This window comes from Acinetobacter lwoffii (assembly GCF_019343495.1).
GTDB lineage: Bacteria > Pseudomonadota > Gammaproteobacteria > Pseudomonadales > Moraxellaceae > Acinetobacter > Acinetobacter lwoffii_P.
In genome coordinates this window covers 35,422-54,739 of record NZ_CP072550.1, presented here as the reverse complement: position 1 = coordinate 54,739, position 19,318 = coordinate 35,422, and the positions used below count along the sequence as shown (strand labels likewise).

The 19,318-nt window shown below is 37.0% G+C and carries 26 protein-coding genes; 9 read left to right on the top strand and 17 right to left on the bottom strand.

The window, feature by feature from the left end; genetic code table 11:
• Positions 1 to 2 precede the first annotated feature (2 nt).
• The 5 genes from J7649_RS14580 to J7649_RS14560 form a co-directional block, all read right to left on the bottom strand.
• The gene (locus J7649_RS14580) at positions 3 to 845 is read right to left on the bottom strand and encodes a hypothetical protein (protein ID WP_024160756.1); all 843 of its coding nucleotides are present in this window, start codon (positions 843 to 845) and stop codon (positions 3 to 5) included.
• Between the two features lie 252 nt (positions 846 to 1,097).
• Positions 1,098 to 1,628, bottom strand: a complete 531-nt coding sequence (locus J7649_RS14575; RefSeq protein WP_065995439.1) for a hypothetical protein — start codon at positions 1,626 to 1,628, stop codon at positions 1,098 to 1,100.
• 43 nt (positions 1,629 to 1,671) lie between these two features.
• Positions 1,672 to 2,235, bottom strand: a complete 564-nt coding sequence (locus tag J7649_RS14570; protein WP_043041417.1) for a hypothetical protein — start codon at positions 2,233 to 2,235, stop codon at positions 1,672 to 1,674.
• Between the two features lie 145 nt (positions 2,236 to 2,380).
• Complete coding sequence (locus J7649_RS14565) at positions 2,381 to 3,139, bottom strand: Fic/DOC family protein (protein ID WP_219310166.1); 759 nt, start codon at positions 3,137 to 3,139, stop codon at positions 2,381 to 2,383.
• A 69-nt stretch (positions 3,140 to 3,208) separates the two neighbouring features.
• Positions 3,209 to 3,421 carry a hypothetical protein gene (locus tag J7649_RS14560; protein ID WP_005006071.1) on the bottom strand — a complete coding sequence of 71 codons (213 nt, stop codon included), beginning with the start codon at positions 3,419 to 3,421 and terminating at the stop codon, positions 3,209 to 3,211.
• Between the two features lie 197 nt (positions 3,422 to 3,618).
• Between J7649_RS14560 and J7649_RS14555 the strand changes: the two genes are divergently transcribed.
• Complete coding sequence (locus tag J7649_RS14555; protein ID WP_024160752.1) at positions 3,619 to 4,074, top strand: hypothetical protein; 456 nt, start codon at positions 3,619 to 3,621, stop codon at positions 4,072 to 4,074.
• A 102-nt stretch (positions 4,075 to 4,176) separates the two neighbouring features.
• Here J7649_RS14555 and J7649_RS14550 read toward each other — a convergent pair whose 3' ends face one another.
• On the bottom strand, positions 4,177 to 4,638 hold the full coding sequence (locus J7649_RS14550) for a hypothetical protein (protein ID WP_228738680.1): 462 nt from the start codon (positions 4,636 to 4,638) through the stop codon (positions 4,177 to 4,179).
• A gap of 434 nt (positions 4,639 to 5,072) precedes the next feature.
• Between J7649_RS14550 and J7649_RS14545 the strand changes: the two genes are divergently transcribed.
• Positions 5,073 to 5,333, top strand: a complete 261-nt coding sequence (locus J7649_RS14545; protein ID WP_024160750.1) for a hypothetical protein — start codon at positions 5,073 to 5,075, stop codon at positions 5,331 to 5,333.
• Here J7649_RS14545 and J7649_RS14540 read toward each other — a convergent pair.
• The 5 genes from J7649_RS14540 to J7649_RS14520 form a co-directional block, all read right to left on the bottom strand.
• Complete coding sequence (locus tag J7649_RS14540) at positions 5,325 to 5,819, bottom strand: hypothetical protein (protein WP_024160749.1); 495 nt, start codon at positions 5,817 to 5,819, stop codon at positions 5,325 to 5,327. The two genes, J7649_RS14545 and J7649_RS14540, sit on opposite strands and share 9 nt — an antisense overlap.
• 93 nt (positions 5,820 to 5,912) lie before the next feature.
• Complete coding sequence (locus J7649_RS14535) at positions 5,913 to 6,338, bottom strand: hypothetical protein (protein ID WP_024160748.1); 426 nt, start codon at positions 6,336 to 6,338, stop codon at positions 5,913 to 5,915.
• 41 nt (positions 6,339 to 6,379) lie between these two features.
• The gene (locus tag J7649_RS14530; protein ID WP_024160747.1) at positions 6,380 to 7,273 is read right to left on the bottom strand and encodes a hypothetical protein; all 894 of its coding nucleotides are present in this window, start codon (positions 7,271 to 7,273) and stop codon (positions 6,380 to 6,382) included.
• Positions 7,273 to 7,701, bottom strand: coding sequence for a hypothetical protein (locus J7649_RS14525; protein WP_024160746.1), 429 nt, complete (start codon positions 7,699 to 7,701; stop codon positions 7,273 to 7,275). The genes J7649_RS14530 and J7649_RS14525 overlap by 1 nt, the downstream gene beginning before the upstream one ends.
• Positions 7,702 to 7,928: 227 nt before the next feature.
• A complete protein-coding gene (locus J7649_RS14520; RefSeq protein WP_207778940.1) occupies positions 7,929 to 8,738 on the bottom strand; it encodes a hypothetical protein in 810 nt (269 codons plus the stop codon).
• 201 nt (positions 8,739 to 8,939) lie between these two features.
• Between J7649_RS14520 and J7649_RS14515 the strand changes: the two genes are divergently transcribed.
• Positions 8,940 to 9,266 carry an H-NS histone family protein gene (locus tag J7649_RS14515; RefSeq protein ID WP_024160744.1) on the top strand — a complete coding sequence of 109 codons (327 nt, stop codon included), beginning with the start codon at positions 8,940 to 8,942 and terminating at the stop codon, positions 9,264 to 9,266.
• 79 nt (positions 9,267 to 9,345) lie between these two features.
• Here J7649_RS14515 and J7649_RS14510 read toward each other — a convergent pair whose 3' ends face one another.
• On the bottom strand, positions 9,346 to 9,615 hold the full coding sequence (locus J7649_RS14510) for a hypothetical protein (RefSeq protein WP_024160743.1): 270 nt from the start codon (positions 9,613 to 9,615) through the stop codon (positions 9,346 to 9,348).
• Entirely contained in the window at positions 9,615 to 9,959 is a 345-nt protein-coding gene (locus J7649_RS14505; protein ID WP_038350037.1) for a hypothetical protein, read from the bottom strand. The genes J7649_RS14510 and J7649_RS14505 overlap by 1 nt, the downstream gene beginning before the upstream one ends.
• 160 nt (positions 9,960 to 10,119) lie before the next feature.
• Between J7649_RS14505 and J7649_RS14500 the strand changes: the two genes are divergently transcribed.
• Positions 10,120 to 10,308 (top strand): hypothetical protein, encoded by a 189-nt coding sequence (locus J7649_RS14500; RefSeq protein ID WP_125274517.1) that lies wholly within the window; start codon positions 10,120 to 10,122, stop codon positions 10,306 to 10,308.
• Between the two features lie 142 nt (positions 10,309 to 10,450).
• Here J7649_RS14500 and J7649_RS14495 read toward each other — a convergent pair whose 3' ends face one another.
• Both J7649_RS14495 and J7649_RS14490 read right to left on the bottom strand, forming a co-directional pair.
• On the bottom strand, positions 10,451 to 11,533 hold the full coding sequence (locus J7649_RS14495) for an AcrVA2 family anti-CRISPR protein (protein WP_098733232.1): 1,083 nt from the start codon (positions 11,531 to 11,533) through the stop codon (positions 10,451 to 10,453).
• Positions 11,534 to 11,610: 77 nt separating this feature from the next.
• The gene (locus tag J7649_RS14490; protein ID WP_227504916.1) at positions 11,611 to 12,255 is read right to left on the bottom strand and encodes a type I-E CRISPR-associated protein Cas6/Cse3/CasE; all 645 of its coding nucleotides are present in this window, start codon (positions 12,253 to 12,255) and stop codon (positions 11,611 to 11,613) included.
• A 403-nt stretch (positions 12,256 to 12,658) separates the two neighbouring features.
• On the opposite strand from J7649_RS14490, the gene J7649_RS14485 reads away from it, so the two are divergent.
• Genes J7649_RS14485 through J7649_RS14475 form a run of 3 tightly spaced genes read left to right on the top strand, consistent with a single transcriptional unit; the run spans position 12,659 to position 15,875 of the window.
• Positions 12,659 to 13,843, top strand: a complete 1,185-nt coding sequence (locus J7649_RS14485; RefSeq protein ID WP_038350039.1) for a SprT-like domain-containing protein — start codon at positions 12,659 to 12,661, stop codon at positions 13,841 to 13,843.
• A complete protein-coding gene (locus J7649_RS14480; protein WP_005006108.1) occupies positions 13,840 to 14,208 on the top strand; it encodes a hypothetical protein in 369 nt (122 codons plus the stop codon). Before J7649_RS14485 ends, J7649_RS14480 begins: the two co-directional genes overlap by 4 nt.
• The gene (locus J7649_RS14475) at positions 14,208 to 15,875 is read left to right on the top strand and encodes an SNF2-related protein (RefSeq protein WP_077169171.1); all 1,668 of its coding nucleotides are present in this window, start codon (positions 14,208 to 14,210) and stop codon (positions 15,873 to 15,875) included. Before J7649_RS14480 ends, J7649_RS14475 begins: the two co-directional genes overlap by 1 nt.
• 145 nt (positions 15,876 to 16,020) lie before the next feature.
• Here the strand turns inward: J7649_RS14475 and J7649_RS14470 are convergent, their stop codons facing one another.
• The gene (locus J7649_RS14470; RefSeq protein ID WP_227520090.1) at positions 16,021 to 16,860 is read right to left on the bottom strand and encodes a hypothetical protein; all 840 of its coding nucleotides are present in this window, start codon (positions 16,858 to 16,860) and stop codon (positions 16,021 to 16,023) included.
• Between the two features lie 201 nt (positions 16,861 to 17,061).
• Here J7649_RS14470 and J7649_RS14465 point away from each other — a divergent pair, with 201 nt between their 5' ends.
• Positions 17,062 to 17,712 carry a hypothetical protein gene (locus J7649_RS14465; RefSeq protein ID WP_024160879.1) on the top strand — a complete coding sequence of 217 codons (651 nt, stop codon included), beginning with the start codon at positions 17,062 to 17,064 and terminating at the stop codon, positions 17,710 to 17,712.
• A complete protein-coding gene (locus J7649_RS14460) occupies positions 17,688 to 18,479 on the top strand; it encodes a TraX family protein (RefSeq protein ID WP_043041422.1) in 792 nt (263 codons plus the stop codon). Before J7649_RS14465 ends, J7649_RS14460 begins: the two co-directional genes overlap by 25 nt.
• A 68-nt stretch (positions 18,480 to 18,547) precedes the next feature.
• On the opposite strand, the gene J7649_RS14455 is transcribed toward J7649_RS14460, so the two are convergent.
• Positions 18,548 to 19,294, bottom strand: a complete 747-nt coding sequence (locus tag J7649_RS14455) for a hypothetical protein (protein WP_024160733.1) — start codon at positions 19,292 to 19,294, stop codon at positions 18,548 to 18,550.
• Between the last annotated feature and the right edge of the window lie 24 nt (positions 19,295 to 19,318).

The following is a 19,318-nucleotide window of genomic DNA, read 5'->3' as shown; positions in this document are numbered from 1 at the left end:
CCTTATTGAACTACTTTTGCGCTATTTAAATTTTGCAATGCGATATGCGTTAAACGTTGATTAATGATTTCGTCATACGGCGAAATGAAATCCTCTTGCCAGTTATGCATGAGATGTTCGATCGGGTATGTTTCCAGATATTCTTCTAATGCTTCATTCGGCTTAGGAACGAAAGCTAATGGCTCTTTAATGTTGTAATTGCTGGCGATGTATTCCAGTGGATCACAATCACCTGGTACGTTGACCGTAGCAACAAACTCAAGATAAGCACCATCGGGGAAAAACTTATTGAAGCAATCAACCACAACAGATATTTCACGGACTTCATCATCATTTAAAGTGAACTCACGGACTTCTTTATCCAGTGCAACAATTGAGCTAGATAACAAGTGGTCAAGGTCTTGTGGACGGATGTTCACGCAATTAATAACTTGGTTGATATGATGAATAATCTCGTCTTTGATTCGGTCTTCAAAAGCGTAGTTGCTGTCAAAAATAATATGATCGACATCTTCATAATTGAGTCCAAAAAACTCACGTACTGCTTCAGAACCGCGATAAACAACATTTGTTTTGAGTTCTTCATAAGTGAATGGCTCACCAGTATTCGCACGGAATGGTGCATAAAGGGGAACGCCGTCTAACATCATGAAGTTAAGTCTTTTAAATGTTTCATCAGCTGTCGCCCAACCTATGACGCAACAATTAGCATCACTATTTATAAGTTGAGCAAAAGTCATATTGTCGGTACCAGGGATCGTGCGCCATAAATCCAGATCAAAACGCTCATGTGGTACTTGCTTGATGATATTTTTTAAATGATTTAGCTTATCAAGTTGATTCATTACAGGACTCCAAGTTTTAAGCAATTGCTTTCGATAGAACCATTTTATTTAAAAAATACTAATGAATAACTTTATTGGAATTAATTAACCGACCTAAAACACGTAATGGATATTTGAAATATTTTTAATCAATTAAAATCATCGTATACGTTTTAAGCCATGCTTAGACGGCGTATATACCGGTCTATTTTTCTAATGCAAAAAAAAAGAGTACTTAAGTTCGGACTTAAATACTCTTAATGAGTTGGGGCATTATTTCCGATTGGCTAAGTTGAAAAATAGTGAATACATTGCATTCTTAAATAACCAAAAGGTGAGGGGATTATCCGCTTCATCTTTAGACTGGTGGCGAATGATATTCCAGTTGAAATACTTTTCTGAATAGCCCATGTGAGTGACATAAGCAAAATTACGAACGTCATTTTCTGAAACGTATTGGAATGCTTGTTTAAGCTCATTTTGGGTGTTTTGTTCGCCGTCATGGTCAAAAGCATCAGCTTCTAAGATAAGTTCGCGCATGCCGACCATAGCAAGGTATATGACTGCTTCAAAGTCATAGTTCATCATGCGTAGGAAGTGTTTTTTCAAAAAGGCTTCGTCAATGTGTTCAACTTCTTTGTAATTTTTAAGTGCGCTTAGACCATGCACACCAAAGATATATTTAAGTACACGAAATTGAGCGCATAACGGCAAGTTTTCACCCTCCACATGTGAGCAAAGGGCGGTGTAGCGGTTCATGTCGATGACTGAGCTTAGAGATTGTTTTAAAGCGCCTAATAGCATTGTTATATCCTTTTTCGGGTTTTGTTTATTGTATGGTGTACGGTTAAGCAAGAAATGTGTTAACTAAATGAGTTGTGTCATGGTGTTGAGATAACTTTTCGGCATCCATGTCGTTATGTTCTTCATAGATAGTTTTTAAGGTTTTGATGGTTTCATGCATCAAGGTTTCATGATGCTCAGTATTGAATTTGAACTTGTGGCACTCTTTAGCAAGGGATACACGAACTTTGAATTTTTCTAAAAATTCGATGGTTTTATTGGTGGTGTCGTTTTCACATCCAAAGTAACAAACATTATCAATATGCAATGTGGTTGTTTTCAGCATTAATGGATTTTTATCAAACACAAAATAAGCAAAAATGCAGTTTTCACGACTGTTGTAAGTAATGTAAGACTTCTCAACATTAATTGCGTCCACTGATTTAAACCAAACAACGCCATCGTCATAGGTTTCAGCATGGCTTGAGAAAAGCATATAAATTAAGGTGTCGATAATTTCTGCGGTGCTGTTGCCGATAATTAAATGATTCAGACTTGAATCACTTCCGTTTGTAAATTGGTATTGAGCGACCACTTTATTTGCAAATTGATGTGCTGCGTTATTCATTATTCATCTCCAAGTTTCGGACAATATTTTCCTAAGGTTTTATTTTAATCTGAGTCACTTCATTATAAATTTTTCTCAAAAAAAAAGATTCTTTTTTCAAGAATCTTTTAATCAATTAAAAGCTATCGTATACAGATTAATCTAATTATCCGTAACTCGGTGAATCATCATCATTTGATTTATCCTGGTCATTTTCCTGTTCTTGCTCTTGTTCTTCCGTATTTTCAAGCTTCAGGACTAGATCGTATGGTTCAATGATATTGTCCATGACTTTTAAAAGGTAAGAGAGGTCTTGTTCCATCGGTTCTAGGTTTTCATAGTTTTCACCGACATAAAGCTCTTGATCTGTCAGTGAACGTTTAAACGCATAGTTCCAATCTGATACGCCGACCTTGCTATATACCATGGTGTAACCAGCATCATTGGCCAGCTGGTTCATCATCAGTTTAGCAGCGCGACCGTTACCCTCTTCAAAAGGGTGAGCTTCATTTAACTTGGCATAAAGCTGAGTGAACTCTTGCACAAACTGGTCTTTGTCCAAACCTTTCAGGTGGTCTTTTTCTTTAACCGCCTGTGAGAACTTATTCAGTTCATCAGGGATCAGGTTTTTATCTAGGAAATGACCGATTTCATAATTACCGTTCGGGTCGATCGCACGTTTAGAAATGTCGTCCAGACGCACTTCTCCAGCCCAATCGTAAATATGCTCAAAGATTTTTTCATGGATTTTAGAGAGGTGGTCGAGATCATAATTGCCACGTAAAGGCGAAATTTCCATTTTCGCTATTCGATGTTCCGTGATTTCTTTTTCCAGTGCCTTTTTATAGTCGCCTTGCGCTTGGCAACTGGTAGGTTGAGATAAGATGTCTTTTGCATCTAAATAAAACTCAAGTTTATCGTCCATATTGTTCTACTTATGAGTGATTGGGTTTGGTAATCCGCTGTAAGCTAGATTAGGTTGTATTCGCGATGATTAGGCTTTGTTTTTAAGTGCATTCCATTTTTTCATCAATGCAGCTTCTTCCTCGTCAAATGTTGTTTGACCAGTTGCTAAGCGCTCCATACGTGCGTTTGATGATGCTTCACATGCTTTAACAATGTGAGGGGAGAACTCTTGAGCTACATTGCCTTGAGCAGAACGGTATGCAGCACGTACACGGTCTTCGTATTTCACTTCTTCAGACATATCGGTTTCCTGTATCAACAATCTGTAAATTACAATAATTGTAACCCCAAACAAGGGGGCGATTCTTGCTAAATTGCGTATAAACAATCTTATTGGTATATACCGATTAACAAAATCAAATAAGATTAAAATTCCAAAAAAATCAAATATCGTATATTAAGTATATAATTTAAGTATATACAGGAAAGTCGTTAAACATGAACGTATTCAAAACACTAAAACTATCTGCAGTTGCAATAATCTCAGTGTCTATGTCGTGCGCTGTTTTAGCTAATAGTTCTTTAAATAACCTGAATACAAACAGCTTAAAATCTGCTGTTGCGCTTTCTCCTACTGCTGAAAACAAACGTAAAGTTGAGCGTTTGCTTAACACTAAAACACCGTACCAGATTGAAACTGGTGCGGTACTTAAAAAAGTGAAGTATTCAAAACACTTTAATATGAACGTTCAGATGTCTAGCAAAACTGCAGATAAATACTCTTCTGATGAAACTGACTCTTTAAACCGCTTTGTGAATGAAAAGATTCATCCGTTTTATTGCTCTGTATTCGCCAATGCTCCAGTTAAACCAGATCTGTATGTAGACATCGTGGACAATCAGGGTGAATCATTCTTTGGAAGTGCTGAGCGCTATTCAGATACTTGCCAATAGTTTTAAGGGCTAAATATTACATAGATCTGTTAACGCCGTTTTAGGCAAAAAAATAGACCGCTTAATTGCGGTCTATTTGTTTTTATACTGGCACCTAAAACCTTATGGAAAGGTCTTAGGTAGCACCGCTGTATAGCCTACGATCTTGCGTATTTTGATCTGCATATCAAGATGCAACGGCTGTACTGTCAAACGATTGAAGTAAGACTTAATCTCGCGCATCCACGCATGGAAACGATCATCACAATGACGCATAAGCTTCTTAAGGTGATTGCGGTCAGCTTCTTGTAAGAAACTGAGTTCTCTGTCGATTGACCAAAGATCAATATCCTGATCATTTATACATAACAAGTACTGCGTATCAACGACCAATGAAGATACCAACTTGCCTTGGTCTTGCTTGTAGATCAGCTCAAAATCAACTAGTGCATCTAAAGCGCCGTTGATGTTTTCGATTTGAATGTCACGGCGTAAACGTACTGGTAGCTCCAGCAGTACAGTATTCTTATTTGACTGGTAATAATCAGCACGGACTTGGCTATCCCATGCAATATTTTCAAACATAAAATTTTGAAAAGAGGTGAGAGAATCTTCTTGTAGACCGACAACTTTTGTTTTAGATAAGATTTCAAAGTTCATATAATTTCTCCAAATGGTGAGCATTGAGCTCATACATTCATTATATTTCACTGTACCTTTTCAAAACTTTTTTCAAAAAATATAGATTGTTTTAATGCTGTCCACGTTTACATTACATAGACAATGGCAAGAAATCTAATTAAACTGACCTTGAATAAGAAATGCGTTCAAGTGATTTGTGTTTTTTTTATTCACCTTTCAATTTTAAAGAGCCAGGCGTTTTGCGTCTGGTTCTTTGCTTTCTGGTATATACCAAGCACATTTTTTTAATGTGCACTGACCAATCTCAATAATAAAGTTTCAGTTTTAAACCTTATTTATCGCTACGATTAAGCTAGTTGCTAGATGGGCTTTAAGATATGAATGCATCAAGTACAATAGCTTTAATGGCGGTATCTATTGGTTTTCCAGTGGTATTAAACTTTGACTTTGCTTTTACTTATTTAATTGTTTTTGCCTTATTCCTCTGCACGATCGCTTTAATGTTTATGATAGTTTTTATTGTTCATAACGGTACTGTGACGGAAAAGATTAGCGCAATAATTAAAAGGATGTTCTTTTTTGCTGGTTATTGCGCTTGTGTATTAGGTGCGGTTTTGTTTACAAGATGCCTAGTCTAGTACGTTAATATTTAATGCATATTTGCTAAATAAGTAATACCCAATCATACAGATCGCTAAAGTAACTACCGTCACTTTACGCGTTGAGTTCACAACTTCAGCACTGTCTTTCTTGCTATTAAAAATACCAACTTTGACTAACTTAAACACTGAGTCAAAAAGGGTGATGGCAAACCACGTTCCTAAAAAGTAAATCGCCATGGTCAAATATTCCTGTTTGTGCAACACATACTTATATAAATAGACCAGTGTAGTGACCACAATTAATGAAAATGAAGCGCCATAGTGCAAGGTTTTGACGGCATTGCGATGTTGTTTTTCATTGTTGATGTTAATCGCTGCGTTGATAAAACAAAAAATTGCCAATTGTCCAATGATGACGACAATCCCCATTGCAAATAATTGGATGTTAAGACCATAAGCCTCTTCCACTAAAATTACGGCGCTTGCAAACGCAAGGAACATTAAATATATGAGATATGGCATGATTCTCTTGGTATGAAGCGATGATATTGGATGATTCTAGGCTAAGGTTCAAAAAAAAAGAAGTATGCTGGTCGCAACATACTTCCGATCTGATCAGGCTTCTACGTTCTGATTGATATAGTTTTTGTAGGCTAATTTCACTTCACTTAAAAGGGCTTCTTTCAAAACACCTTTGTCTTTTATCGTTGGATTGTGCAAACCAAGTGACGCACGGCGCTGTTTAGTGGTGTTTTTATTGGCATCTGTTACCCAAACTGAGTCGATATAATCATCAACTAAAGCATGCAATTCGTTTGGTTTTACTGCATTGTCTAAATTGGAAAGTATAGCCTTATTGTTTACGATCGCTAAACTTTCATCATATTCTCGATAGCTTGTACGTAAAGAATTCTTAAAATGAAGCAATTGATCTTCAATTTTTAATTTACCGCCATCAAGCTCGATGTCGATTACAAATGTCGTGATTTTAGATGATAGACCTAAAACACCAACTGATTTAACGCGAACAATAGTATCCATAACAACTCCAAGGTTTTGAGCAATTAGCTCAGGTAAAACGGTTAAACTTTTGTGAGATCTGCTTCAATATCTATCAGCAATTCTTTTACTGCTTTCATGTGTGGCAATAAAGTATAGGTGTTCATTTCACTATTAAATGCACCAGCTTCAAGTTGTACACCAGCAATAAACGGCTCATTGATTAAGTTGTTGCCAATGAGATGACTTAAGCAAGCCTGTACCAGTTCGTTATTTTCTTCAGACTTAACCAGTAGGGGATACAAAACCACGAGTATTGGTAAATCACAAAACTCCATGTTGTTTGCATCAAGTAGCTGTTTAAGTGCATCCTTAATATCTTCGTTGAGAACCAACAGTTCTAAACCTTTTTTCATGTCTTTATAGGCGTTATCAATGGCCACTTCGGAAAAGTAAAACCAATCGCGCTGGTCATCGAGCATGAAGCTATCTAATGCAGCGATTTTCTGTAAGATCTGCAATTGTTCAGGGTTGAACGTGCGAATCGCTGTTCCATTGATTTTATGCTGTAACAACAGCTTTAACGCCTTTTGCGCTTGATCGTTTAACTGCTGTACTTCTTGATTGAAGAAACTGCATAACTGATTCGACAGATCTACAAAGATAGAATTGTCATAGCAATCAGGTACCACGTTTTGAGTGGATAGCAACATAAAGCCATTTTCTGACAGCTCAGGATTCATATAGATACAAAGATTATGATCTTCGGTCAGCTCTGCAAAACCTTTTAAAGTGGTATATGCAATTTCATGATTAGGCAATTCAATGCCAGCATGGATATTAATGTGGAAGCTTGGGCTTTGGTCGCCGTGGTCTTGATCTGCAGTACTGATCATAGATAACAGGGTTTCCAAAAGCGCCGTATTCTTACGAATAGGCGCCATAGCTTCATTAATTAAGATAAAGCTACTATTCATTAAAGTGCCTCCAAGAATAGTGAGCCCACAATATCAGTATTGAGTGGGTTAATTTCAATGAATTCGACTAGCTCCAGCGCTTTATCAAGTGTGAGTTCCTTAGCGCGGAAATCAAAAAGTGTATCCACGCCAACGCCATCAATCACACCATATGAAGACATCAACTCTTCCAATTCAGGGATATTTTGATAATTTTCTTCAGCCAAGTTTTCCAAGGTCAAAAGGGCATTATCTACATGTGATTTGAACATGTGAGCAAGGAAGAAAGCTAAACGGTGCTCATGAGGTGCTCGAATGAAGAAATACTCACTATGCTCGTCATCGTTAGAATCCTGGCGTGACGCTTTAACCAAGAACAAAGGTAAATTGTCAGTACTGCCGTAAACTTCGTTAAAATCGATCGGGCAAAAATTAGGGTTTAAATTCATGAGCTTTCTCCAAGTTTTAAGCTATTTGCTTGATTTGGTTTCATTATATTAAGAATATGAACGGATAAAGTTTTTTTAAAAAATACTTATTTAAGCATCCAGAAAGAATTAATAATGACGAGCGCCATTGCAGCGCTAAAAATTCAAAACCTTTTTTAATCAATTAAAAAAACATCGTTTACGTTTTTAAGCGCAACTTTAAGAGATTTCTCTCTTAAAGGCTTAGTTTATTCAAAAGTGTTGGTGTATAAGTCGGTCTTAATAAGATTAAACACATACTCGCATTCAACAACGAGACTTGCATATTCATCATCAAAACATTGTTCATCTTCAAGCATAATTTCAAGATTTAAAGGCTCAATCACTGAATAAGGGTTTTTGACGCCAGTTTCTTTGTAATTTGAAATAATGACCTGAATAGCTCCAGATGCGAAGTCACCCTCAAGCGTATGGCTAAAGTAGGAACGATTTCTTGTATCGCTGTGAGTGCTGTCGATAGGTTCTAAAGCTGTACCAAACTTGTAGGTAGTCAGCAACTCTATAACGTCTTGAGCAAATGTCGAGTTTAAAGGGGCATCACTTTTTAGGTTGAATGCAATGTCTTTAAACTGCTTCAAGATTTCTTGCTCTTTAGACTCGTTAAAGTTTTTGAAATATTCGTCAAAATTATGCTCACCATGATTCGACAAAAGTTTATGGTGGTAGTTGTATTCGTCTACCACGGTCAACAGGTCAAGTTTTTGCAATAATTCAAACTCGTCTTTTGTAATTTCTTTAAAACCCAAAACGTAAAAAGAATCACCGCTGATTTCCCAAGAGTCATAGCGAGTTTTAAAATCATGTTCTTCTAATAAGGTTTTAATGTCTTCAAGTTCTTCACTCTCATAGCTTGAATACTTAAACAGGGTGTAATTAACCAATGCCATTAAAGCTGGCACTTCTGAAATTTTCTTAGAGGCATATAAGCCGATATTAAAATCACAAATACGGATACCAATTGGTAGTGCTGATGTTTCGTTAATCGCAAGATTCATCATGAGATACTTGTGCATATTAATTTACCTAACAGGTTGAATGTATTTTTAGATTAATGGATTTAAAGTGGGAATAACTTATGCTTAAAAATTAGAATAGCCATGGAATAAGTTGAATATTTTAATCAATTAAAACTACCGTATGCGGTTGTAAACAAAACGCACTGGTGTATATTTGATATATCCAAATTTTCGAGATTAGTTATGGAAGTTGAAAACCTAAGTAAAGACCAGTTAGAAGACCTAATTAAAAAGGCACAAAACCAAATTGTTGTAGTAGAGAATAAGAAACTTGATGACGGTTATCTCAAAATGTTTGAGATCGCAAAAGAATTAGGCTTAACTATTCTTGAATTAAATGAGCACGGCGAAAATCGTAAATTAAATAAAAAGCCAGTGGTTAAAGCAGATCCTAAATATCGCAACCCGAATAACCACAAAGAAGTGTGGGCCGGTCGTGGTAAACGTCCATCCTGGTTAAATCGTGAGATTGAATCTGGAAAAACATTAGAAAGTTTTCTTATCGTATAAATATTAAAAGGGCTTAATTGATTTAAGCCCTTTTTTTAAATGCCATTGTCAGTGTTGTTTAGAGCAGGTGCGCGACTACTTAACAAAGTTCAGCTTTGATGTGTTCTAACACATCATCTTCAACACCCTCATTAGAAAATGCTTCAATGAATTCATTCAGGTTTTCATTGCTTAATGGCAAACTTCCGTATTGATCTACTGCAATCATTTGTGAGTTATGCACCAGATATTCAATACTGCAGTCAACAGAACAAAAGGTTTCTTGAATTACATCATTCACCTGATGGCCAGACTTTTTATCGTTAGTATCAATATCACTATTACAGTGAGGGCAACTAAATAATCCCATTACGCAACTCCTTTCTCAATTAAGCTAATTACACCGTGTTCTAATTGATCATCAAACCAGTGCCAGATAATGAAGCGGTCTGTACCTTTGCCCCATAGATGAAAGTCTTCTTCGATTTCATCATCATTGTTTATCGGGGTGTTGCCAAACTCTTCCCATAATGTTTTATGGGTTTTGCCTTGCAAGCTTAATACGCCATTTTCAGAATTTGCTTCAAACCAATCTAGGATCTGATAGCGATATGTACCTTTATTCCAGATATGGAATTCGCATGGTAAGGAATTAGATTCATCAAATTGAATCTGCTGTAATTCACTCCATAACTGGTCTATTGATTTAGCCATGCTTTATAACTCCTTGCTTAATAATTCAATTTTAATAAATAAAAGCGCTCAAAAACTTTTCTTAAAAAACATATAAAATCTGTTAATAATTCCTTTTGGAAAAATACTATCTAAGCAAAACTATTGTTATTATCGAGTGAGCTTATTAAGAGGTTTAAGCATGAATCTAGATAAATACGTTAAAACAGATATAGACGATGGCAATGGTCACATTTGGCTTAAATTTACGAATGATTCAGGTAATGATACTTTTGCTTGTAGTCAATGTGGCTATATGAGACGGGTAGATAGTAATAATCGCCCACTAAACAAAAAGTGTGTTGGTAAAGTGAAAATCACGCTGCGTTAAAATTGAGATTTACAAAAACAAAATAAGAGCCAACATAGGGCTCTTTCTTATTTCATGGGGCTTTTACTGGCTTTACGGAATCAGTGTTGGAATCCAATATTTTTTAGACTACCCAACCATTGCGTAATTAATAACTTATTCCTTAGAGCCCTTTTTCTTTAGGCACACCGCCAACAATCTGAAATGGTATCCAATGGTTAACCCATTTTTCTTTGGTACCACGTTTGCCCAACCAGTAAAAGTTCCAGTGAGGAACCCGTGGATGTGGTTTTTTGGTACCTTTGTAGTTGCCAGACTTTAGATCTTCATCGCGCTTTAGGATCGCTTCATTGATCTTTTTATTTGTTTCGGTACCAACAATAGTCGGCTTGTACTTATTGGCCTCAAATAAACGCAATTCACGCTTAATCAGCTCTAATTTAGGCCTGGCTTGTGTTGTTTCTGGTGTTAATGGTCTGAGATCTGGTTCTTTTTGGCTGAACCATAGAATCAAATTGATTAGCTTCTTCTGCAGTTCCATGAACGTGTTAATTTCTTGTTCATCTGGCAAGTTCTTTTCATCAAAAAACGTATCAATGAAATCGGTCATGCAGTCCTCAACAGTTGATTCAAAATCATCATCATCAGGGAAGTGCATGGTAATGGTTTTTGCTAAGCCAGTATCGGTATATACCGTGGTAAATAGCACCTTGCGATCGTTCAACGTGTTTTTCGCAAAAATAACACCGACCACTTGTTCATTTTGCACGTAGAGATTGGCATTGTCGGTTTGAACGTAGATCGCAATATCAGGTAGGTTTAATAGGAAACCGGGGATACTGCGGTTGTACTCGGTCTTTACAAGCATTTGAATGACTTGATCTTCAAACCGATAAATATTTTTGGTTAGGCTCCATGAGCCAAGAGTAATGATTTCACCAATGTTGCAAGGTAGCTGATTGATAAATGAGAGTGGAATTTCTTGGCCAGTGGCTTGAACACCCATAATGGTACTGGTGCGTTTCATTCGTTCACGCCAGATAGGATCTCGACAATCTAGTGCAGCATATGTCCATTCATCACCACTGATTAGGCATTCGTGCGGATCTTTACTGTTTTGTCGTGCGATCGCATAAGCTTCTACACATTTCATTAAGCCATTGAGGTTAAACTTCACATGTTCTAATCGCGCTGTGATGACTTTAAGTGGTATTCCTATCTTTGGATCTAAATCTTTATTTCTCATGTTGAGCAACCAGGATCTATATCAGATCAATATCTGAAAAAATTTCGTTTAAAAAAGGACTTTAAAAGTCCTTTCGATTAGGCGTGAGCACTATTATTACAAGGCGGTGTAAACAAAGTACCATCTAAGCGGATCATTCCAAAGCCGTAGGTTTTATCACGACCAATACCATTGAGCCATGCTGTTTTAAATAGCTCTAAATCACCAACAGTCGCACTAAATGAAATATCTATGGTCTGGACTGGAATATTCAAAATGCTGAGCTGTGGTCCACATTGTTGCTCAATTATAGTGACATCCAATAGACCTTTGCTACTAAGAGCGTTTTTGGTGAATTCGGCTGCTTCATCTCCAGTTAGATTTTTACGCTTCTTACCTGAATTGCCTTTGGGTTTTTCGCCGTGGACCGAAATGTATTCTTCAATTTCTTGGCGGTTAAAGCTACATTCACGGTTAAGAGGAACCATGATTTTTCCAGTGATTTGCTGACCGTGCGAAATTTCAATGTATTCTTTGGCCATTGGGATTTTGACGTCCGATACGCACGTTCTTAAATAGATGTGCTTGCCATCTGTAAAAAATATGACTTTTGCGGAACAGAATGTCTCGACCTTATTTCGTTTAAACATTTCTCTAAAAATGTACTTGAACAAGTTCTTTTCATTTTCAGGATGTGTAAGGGCAAAACAATTGGCTGTTAGTTTTATGTTATTCAGACTCATTTCGATATCCAGTTTTCTATAAACAGCATTATTAAGAACCATTGCCTTTAAATAGCGCCTTATTGACAATAAGGGTATTATTCAGCATTTATAAACGCTAAAAGTAACTTCTATGTGCATTTAACAAAAGTGGCTTATAATATACTTAAAACCCTCAAAATTGATATAGGAACACCAGTTTTGTGTGGAAGTAAAGCGTAACATTCATATTATGAAAACCAACCACAATTTATTAAACCTACACTTTAATGATACTTATTTTTTGTGTTGTAATTTTTTTTTAAAAAAATATATGCTTTGCTGATTATTTTAAACTATTGACTGTATTTTAAGCTGTGCGTAAACTTTAAACGTTGTTTTGTACAATCCACACCTAGTTTGATCCTGTTTGGACGACTGAAAAATGAACATAAAGAATAGAACTACGTTGCAGTTTTATGAAGAACTGCAGTTGGTGTATGACCGTTTCAATGAAAGGCTATTCAAAAATGAATTACCAGATTGTTTGATTACGCTTCAACGTATCAACAAAAATACCGGTTATTGGTCTGAGAATAGATTTGCTTCGACAGAAGATGATACGGCGTATACGCACGAACTGGCCCTTAACCCTGATTACTTTGGCACCCAACCATTGCTTAACATTTTTAAATGCTATGCACATGAGATGTGTCATATGAAACAAAGCATTTTTGGTGAGCCATCTAAACGCTCATATCACAATGCTGAGTTTGCGGCATTTATGCTTGAGATCGGTTTGATTATGACTGATGACGGCACAAAAGAAGGTCGCACGACAGGCGAGAAGATGACCGAAATCGTTGTACCTGATGGCTTGTTTATTCAAGTGTGCAATGAGCTAGTCGATGAAGGGCGTATCATCAAATGGTATGACAAGTACGCACCCAAAACGATTTCAAGTCTTGAAATGATTCAAGAGCAAGTGCAGTTGTTGGAGTCCATTCCGACTGCTTCTCCAAAGCTATTTCATATTGCCTTACTTGGCAATGAAATCAATTCAGCTTTGAAATCACCTAAAAAAGAGAAGCCAGTTGCCGAACCGTCAAAAGCACAAGATTCCCTCACTGGATATGCCATCCCAACAAGTGATGAAGAAGAGGAACCGACTCCCACTACAATGAATCCCTTTGATGTAGCGATCGGACTAATCGACATATCAAATACCGGTGCAAACCTTGGCGGTTATTATCCAACGGCTTTTGATGAAGATCCGTTAGATGATGACGACAAACCAATACCAGAACCTAAGGTTGTTAAACTTTATAAGGGTGAACAACCAAACGGCGATGATAACGAGTTTATTGTACTCAAAGAAACTATGATCGGTGGAACACTCTATCAAGAGCTTGGTTTAGCCAATTTTGAAGAGCCTGAGCCTGAGCCTAAGAAACAGACTAGGGCATCTTTTGCGTGTCCTGAGTGTGGCCGTGGTGCAACGTGTAGTCCTACTTTTAGATTATCGTGTACTGAATGTGAAGTTGAACTGGTACCATCAAAATCCATTGATAAAAGCCAGGTGAAGAAAAACAAAAAGGCTGCTAAAGCTGACCAAGGGGATGCAGAATGAAAACGATTGAAGAGCTTGGAATTCTGTTTTCTTCACACAAATACCGTTTTTATAACGAAAAAGACTTACAACTCGCGATTGAGCAAATGTTTATTGCCAATGAGATTCCGTATGAACGTGAGGTTCGTCTATCAAATAAAGACATCATTGATTTTACTGTTGAGCTTGATGTCGGCAAGGTGGGTGTTGAATTAAAAATAGATGGTGCACGTAACGCATTATTGCGTCAGATCAATCGTTATTTAAGCCATGACAGCATAAAAGCGCTCTATGTGGTTGGTACACCGTATTGGGTGAATAACATTCCAATCCAACTGAACAATAAATTTATTTACCGCCATCGTATTTTAGTGGGGGTCTTCTAATGTATAAATCTTACGGCACCATTTCTCGTCAAGAAAAAAACTGGCACATTGAATGTGAACCACATGTTAAAACACGACTTAAGCGTGTATTCCCAAAAGTCAGCCAACATGCATCAAAATTTATTGAGTTAAGCGATACGCCGTCTAATTGTCACGACCTACTTTGGTTTATTGAACGTTATCCAATGCGTGTTGATGATCTTAAATACATGAAAGCGCAATCTAAGGCTTATGTGTCGCTAAAAGAAGATATTTTGGATGTGATGGACTATAAACGTCCGATCAAAACATTTGATCTTGCCGTGCCTCCATATGAGTATCAAAGAGCAGCTGCAGATCTACTACTTAATGTTAAAGGTTTGCTCTTGGGGGATGATTTGGGCCTTGGCAAAACAGCGAGTGGAATATGTCCGATGATTCTACCTGAATCGCTCCCGGCGCTTTTTGTGACAATGACACATCTTCCAATGCAAATTAAGAATGAAATTGAACGCTTTGCTCCGCACCTAAAATGTCACATCCTAAAGAAAGCATCGCCTTATCCATTGCACAAAGAGGGTGAAGCAGCACCCGATGTCATTATCACCAGTTATTCAAAGTTGAACGGTTGGGCTGAATATCTTGCCGGAAAGATTAAGTACGTAGTGTTTGACGAGATCCAAGAGTTACGGACTGGCTATACATCGCAAAAGTATTCCGCTGCTAAACTCATTAGTGACCAAGCTGAATTACGCCTCGGTCTATCAGCTACACCGATTTATAACTACGGTGATGAATTCTACAACATCATTGAAATATTGCGTCCAGATAGCTTAGGTACCGCTACCGAATTCGCTCGTGAGTGGTGTTCACACGAAAAACGTATTAATGATCCTAAAGCGTTTGGGATGTTTTTACGTGATGAAGGTCTAATGTTGCGCCGTACTCGAGCAGATGTAAATCGAGAGTTACCGCCAGTACAAATCATCCCTCAATATGTCGAAAGCGATCCTAAAGTACTGGATCAAATTAAGGGCAAGGCAATGGAACTGGCAAAAGTAATTTTAAGCTCTACTCAAGAATTCCAAGGGCAAAAGCTTCGTGCGACAGAAGAATTCAATATTATGATGCGCCAAGCAACAGGTATCGCCAAAGCGCCGTATGTCGCTGAGTTCGTGCGTATGCTTGTTGAGTCTGGTGAATCAGTCATGCTTTATGGTTGGCATCGAGATGTGTACAACATTTGGCTAGAACGCTTGGCTGAATTCAATCCTGTTATGTATACAGGTACGGAAGGACCTGCAGCTAAGGAACGATCTAAACAAGCATTCTTGAATGATGAAAGTAAAGTCTTCATTAGTTCATTACGTTCATCTGCCGGGCTTGATGGCTTGCAGTACCACTCAAAATGCAAAACATTTGTGTTTGGTGAGTTGGATTGGTCGCCTGGTGTTCATGATCAATGTATTGGTCGCTTAGACCGTGACGGTCAAATCAAACAGATCTCGGCATATTACTTGTTGGCTGATTCGGGTTCAGATCCAATTATTTCTGATGTCTTAGGCATCAAAAAAGGCCAGTTGGAAGGAGTTAAAAACCCGAATGGCGAATTATTTGAACATTTAATTACGGACGGTGGCGGTATCAAGCGCTTAGCCGAACACATACTGAATAAGAAGGTAGCTTAAGAGAAACTTTATGACTGAACTTTACCTAGCTTGTTTTAGAGATTCTGCTACAAAACTTCGGTATGACCAGGCCCTTTCGTTAAAAGATCGCTATATTCTTCTTCCTTTTGATATAGCCGATGCACATAAACTACCATGGTGCTATTTATGAATATTGAAATGCTTTTGTGTATGTCCAACTTAAATTGACCAACAAATTAGGTTCTTTATCCAAAGCGAATAGATCTGAATAAACATTAAAGTTTTTACCCAAAAATGCATTGTGTAAGAAGTGAATAAGGTCTAGATCCACGTAGTTAACCGTAGACACAATCTTTAAGTATTCAGATAAAGCTTTAAACATCGGTGTTAGCTCTGCGATGGCACGGCTAAACCGCTGTTCTGATTTATGCTCTCTATATTTTTCAAAGCCATTTTTCAAAATCCTTTTGAGCTCTGCATCATCAAATGGAATATTTGAATAAAACACACCAGTACTAAGATCTCCAAAATTAGACATAAAGTTATCAATCACGGGTAATTTACGTTCTAGAGATAAGCGCTGCGTTGATCTGATCAATTTAATGAATGAATAGAAAAACGGTAAGAAGCGTCTGTAGTAATCATAAATAACCTCCGCAAGCTTACGATCGCGAACATCAGCATTGATGGCTACACATTTAGGATATTGCGTAACAAAAATGGGTTTCTGCAGATAAATGGTAAGGTCCTTAAACACCTCAACACCACTTAGGCGATTAGATTTAAGAAATGACCAATCTACCAAGTCATAATCAACTGCACGAATCTCTCTTAGATTTAATTCATCAAACTTAAAGTTGAGTAGGCGTAGGTAATCTACAAAATTAGCCAAGTACCATGGCTGAGTTTTATAGATGTTGTATTCAGGATGACTATCAATGTCCAAGTGATTTAATAAATTGGTCCACAACTGGTAAATTCCAGCCAAATTAACTTGTTTGTCTATTCGATCAGGGGTAAGCATAGTAATCCCAATTGTATATACTAATTCGTAAGAAATTAGATACATTGTATCAATAATTCCTAGAATAAATATTCTTTTAAATTTTTTATCAAATCTAATTCGCCACACAACAAAAATGCTTATTTACTGAGCTAAAAACCTATATCCAATTAATTAAAAACCTATATAATTATTTTAATACTCTAATTCGAGTGAGTTGTTATGATTAGTGATCCAATCGAAATCGCAAAATTAAAACAAAGCATCTTAGATTTAAGAAACAATATTTTTCCTCCACAAAACCTTTTAACGGTTGATGGATTACCAATTTATTATGGTGAGAAAAAGTTTGTTGATGAATATCTTGCACAATGGATGGACTTTTATCAAAAAGCATTAGAACTTTCTAATCCTTTTGGTGATCCTATTGATTTGTCCGAAATAAATGAAATTCATTTGCCTGTGCATTTTAATTTGCCCGTGTTTGCTCGTAATGTCACTCGCATGATTTTAAATAAAACACTGGCCAAGGAATCTATTACTTTTCGTTCAAGTGCAGATCTGTTTGAGAAGTGCGGATACTTCAATCGTGAATATACGGATTTAATTTATGAGTACTTTGATCGTGATGAAGATAACGTATTGGTCGGGCATCGACCGTATAACGATATTCGTGCGTACTTGTTTTATGCCGGCGATGAAGAGCGTCATCGCACGAGATTTTATAACTCTGGCCTGGTGCTCGGTTATCCCGAAGGTTGGAATAGCATTGAGATCTTAGATAATCGTAACAACACCCGAAAACAGCGTAGTGATGCTTATACAAACCCTTTAGCGAAAAATAACACATGGTTCATCTACAAGAAGCTGTAATTAGCCAAAGCGCCGTGCGAGATCGCAATAGAGCCTTGGATCTATTGAAGTGGATTGCGATTGTGACCATGGTTATTGACCACGCATCAATATTATTTCCTCAATATAATCTGTTGTTGAGGACGATTGGCCGTTGGGCTTTTCCTATTTTTTGTATCATGCTTGCATTCAATTTGAACCAAGCTATTTCTAAAAAGAAAACCCATACATTAAAAAACTATTTTAAAAATTTGGCGTTGTTTTGTGTGCTATCAGAAGTACCGTATCAACTATTCAACCAAGAGCCATTTACAACTCTGAACGTCATGCCTACGTTGCTTTTAGGATTTTTGCTTGTTGTATTAGGGGAATCTAAACATAAATATGCAACGCTGCAGTTTGTCTCTCTGTTAGTCGTGATCACATTGCTATCTAATTTTATTATGTATAGCGTGTGGGGCGTTTTATTAATTGTATTCCTGTATTTATTCTTTAAAACAACCAACGTTCATTCTAAGAAATACTTTTTAATGATCAGCGTCTTGCTCACTTCATTGGCCAACATTTTCAACTGGTTGATTGGTGGCTACTATACGGATATGACTACATATTCTTTGGCATTCTCATTTGCTGTCAGTAGCGCCATTGCAACGTGTATTGGTGCACAATTCCTACTGAAAGGACAGCACATGAATATACCTTTTGAATTACCGCCAGTGGGGAAGTGGGCGTACTGGTTCTATCCAGTACATCTCGTCATCATTTGGATTCTTTTTAAATTTGCATAATAAATTTAGGCATAAAAAAAGCACCAAAGTATTTATGACTAAGGTGCTTTTTTATTGCTTAATCAGCGTTATTCGCTAGATCCAGCATCTAAACCGAATGAACTAATTTCTTGCTGTCTTTCTTGCTCAGCTGCTTGTTCTGGTGATGCTTGTGGAGTAGGTGCACCAGATTGGTTATTTTGTTGATCATATTGATTCAGCAATTGCTTTAATGCTTCAGGATCTTGAGCAATTTGATTCGCAATTTCTAATGTTGGGTCCTGTTGTTTTTTACCAGCAGCATAACCAAAAATAGCCAAACCAATGAAAGCAGCAAAGAAAGTGGCAAGTACGATCAGTACAAATTTACCAATAATGCTACCTTTGAAGCGTTCAAACCAAGTTTCATCTTCATAGTGGTAAGGTTGGTTAATGTTTTGGCAACCATAGCTAAATGCATCCATCCACGCATTACGAACCAATTGTTTAATTTGTTCTGTTTGCGGTAAATGACCTTTTTTAGCCACGTTTACTTTGATTTTTGGCTCTGCTAATACAAAACGTTTTTCTTCACCATTACCTAGTGTATTAACGAGCTCTACGGTACCAGAACAAGTGAAATAACGACCAACATCATTGTTTTCTAAAGTATCAAAACCACTGATTTGTATTGTTAACTCTTTAAGATCGGCATTCGGGATTTTTATATTTTTAGGTTGACGATTCAAATCTTCAGAATCCGTATCAACTGAGATTGTTAAAAGGTCATTGTTACTAAAAATTGAAACAAGAGGGTCGTGAGATAGAATGTCTTTTTGCTTCTTAATTAAACTCACAATGTATCACCAGTTAAAATAGAA

Excerpts from the sequence above, each read along its gene's own strand:
- J7649_RS14580 (WP_024160756.1), bottom strand. The coding sequence starts at position 845 with ATGAATCAACTTGATAAGCTAAATCATTTAAAAAATATCATCAAGCAA.
- J7649_RS14575 (WP_065995439.1), bottom strand. The coding sequence starts at position 1,628 with ATGCTATTAGGCGCTTTAAAACAATCTCTAAGCTCAGTCATCGACATG.
- J7649_RS14570 (WP_043041417.1), bottom strand. The coding sequence starts at position 2,235 with ATGAATAACGCAGCACATCAATTTGCAAATAAAGTGGTCGCTCAATAC.
- J7649_RS14565 (WP_219310166.1), bottom strand. The coding sequence starts at position 3,139 with ATGGACGATAAACTTGAGTTTTATTTAGATGCAAAAGACATCTTATCT.
- J7649_RS14560 (WP_005006071.1), bottom strand. The coding sequence starts at position 3,421 with ATGTCTGAAGAAGTGAAATACGAAGACCGTGTACGTGCTGCATACCGT.
- J7649_RS14555 (WP_024160752.1), top strand. The coding sequence starts at position 3,619 with ATGAACGTATTCAAAACACTAAAACTATCTGCAGTTGCAATAATCTCA.
- J7649_RS14550 (WP_228738680.1), bottom strand. The coding sequence starts at position 4,638 with ATGTTTGAAAATATTGCATGGGATAGCCAAGTCCGTGCTGATTATTAC.
- J7649_RS14545 (WP_024160750.1), top strand. The coding sequence starts at position 5,073 with ATGAATGCATCAAGTACAATAGCTTTAATGGCGGTATCTATTGGTTTT.
- J7649_RS14540 (WP_024160749.1), bottom strand. The coding sequence starts at position 5,819 with ATGCCATATCTCATATATTTAATGTTCCTTGCGTTTGCAAGCGCCGTA.
- J7649_RS14535 (WP_024160748.1), bottom strand. The coding sequence starts at position 6,338 with ATGGATACTATTGTTCGCGTTAAATCAGTTGGTGTTTTAGGTCTATCA.
- J7649_RS14530 (WP_024160747.1), bottom strand. The coding sequence starts at position 7,273 with ATGAATAGTAGCTTTATCTTAATTAATGAAGCTATGGCGCCTATTCGT.
- J7649_RS14525 (WP_024160746.1), bottom strand. The coding sequence starts at position 7,701 with ATGAATTTAAACCCTAATTTTTGCCCGATCGATTTTAACGAAGTTTAC.
- J7649_RS14520 (WP_207778940.1), bottom strand. The coding sequence starts at position 8,738 with ATGATGAATCTTGCGATTAACGAAACATCAGCACTACCAATTGGTATC.
- J7649_RS14515 (WP_024160744.1), top strand. The coding sequence starts at position 8,940 with ATGGAAGTTGAAAACCTAAGTAAAGACCAGTTAGAAGACCTAATTAAA.
- J7649_RS14510 (WP_024160743.1), bottom strand. The coding sequence starts at position 9,615 with ATGGGATTATTTAGTTGCCCTCACTGTAATAGTGATATTGATACTAAC.
- J7649_RS14505 (WP_038350037.1), bottom strand. The coding sequence starts at position 9,959 with ATGGCTAAATCAATAGACCAGTTATGGAGTGAATTACAGCAGATTCAA.
- J7649_RS14500 (WP_125274517.1), top strand. The coding sequence starts at position 10,120 with ATGAATCTAGATAAATACGTTAAAACAGATATAGACGATGGCAATGGT.
- J7649_RS14495 (WP_098733232.1), bottom strand. The coding sequence starts at position 11,533 with ATGAGAAATAAAGATTTAGATCCAAAGATAGGAATACCACTTAAAGTC.
- J7649_RS14490 (WP_227504916.1), bottom strand. The coding sequence starts at position 12,255 with ATGAGTCTGAATAACATAAAACTAACAGCCAATTGTTTTGCCCTTACA.
- J7649_RS14485 (WP_038350039.1), top strand. The coding sequence starts at position 12,659 with ATGAACATAAAGAATAGAACTACGTTGCAGTTTTATGAAGAACTGCAG.
- J7649_RS14480 (WP_005006108.1), top strand. The coding sequence starts at position 13,840 with ATGAAAACGATTGAAGAGCTTGGAATTCTGTTTTCTTCACACAAATAC.
- J7649_RS14475 (WP_077169171.1), top strand. The coding sequence starts at position 14,208 with ATGTATAAATCTTACGGCACCATTTCTCGTCAAGAAAAAAACTGGCAC.
- J7649_RS14470 (WP_227520090.1), bottom strand. The coding sequence starts at position 16,860 with ATGCTTACCCCTGATCGAATAGACAAACAAGTTAATTTGGCTGGAATT.
- J7649_RS14465 (WP_024160879.1), top strand. The coding sequence starts at position 17,062 with ATGATTAGTGATCCAATCGAAATCGCAAAATTAAAACAAAGCATCTTA.
- J7649_RS14460 (WP_043041422.1), top strand. The coding sequence starts at position 17,688 with ATGGTTCATCTACAAGAAGCTGTAATTAGCCAAAGCGCCGTGCGAGAT.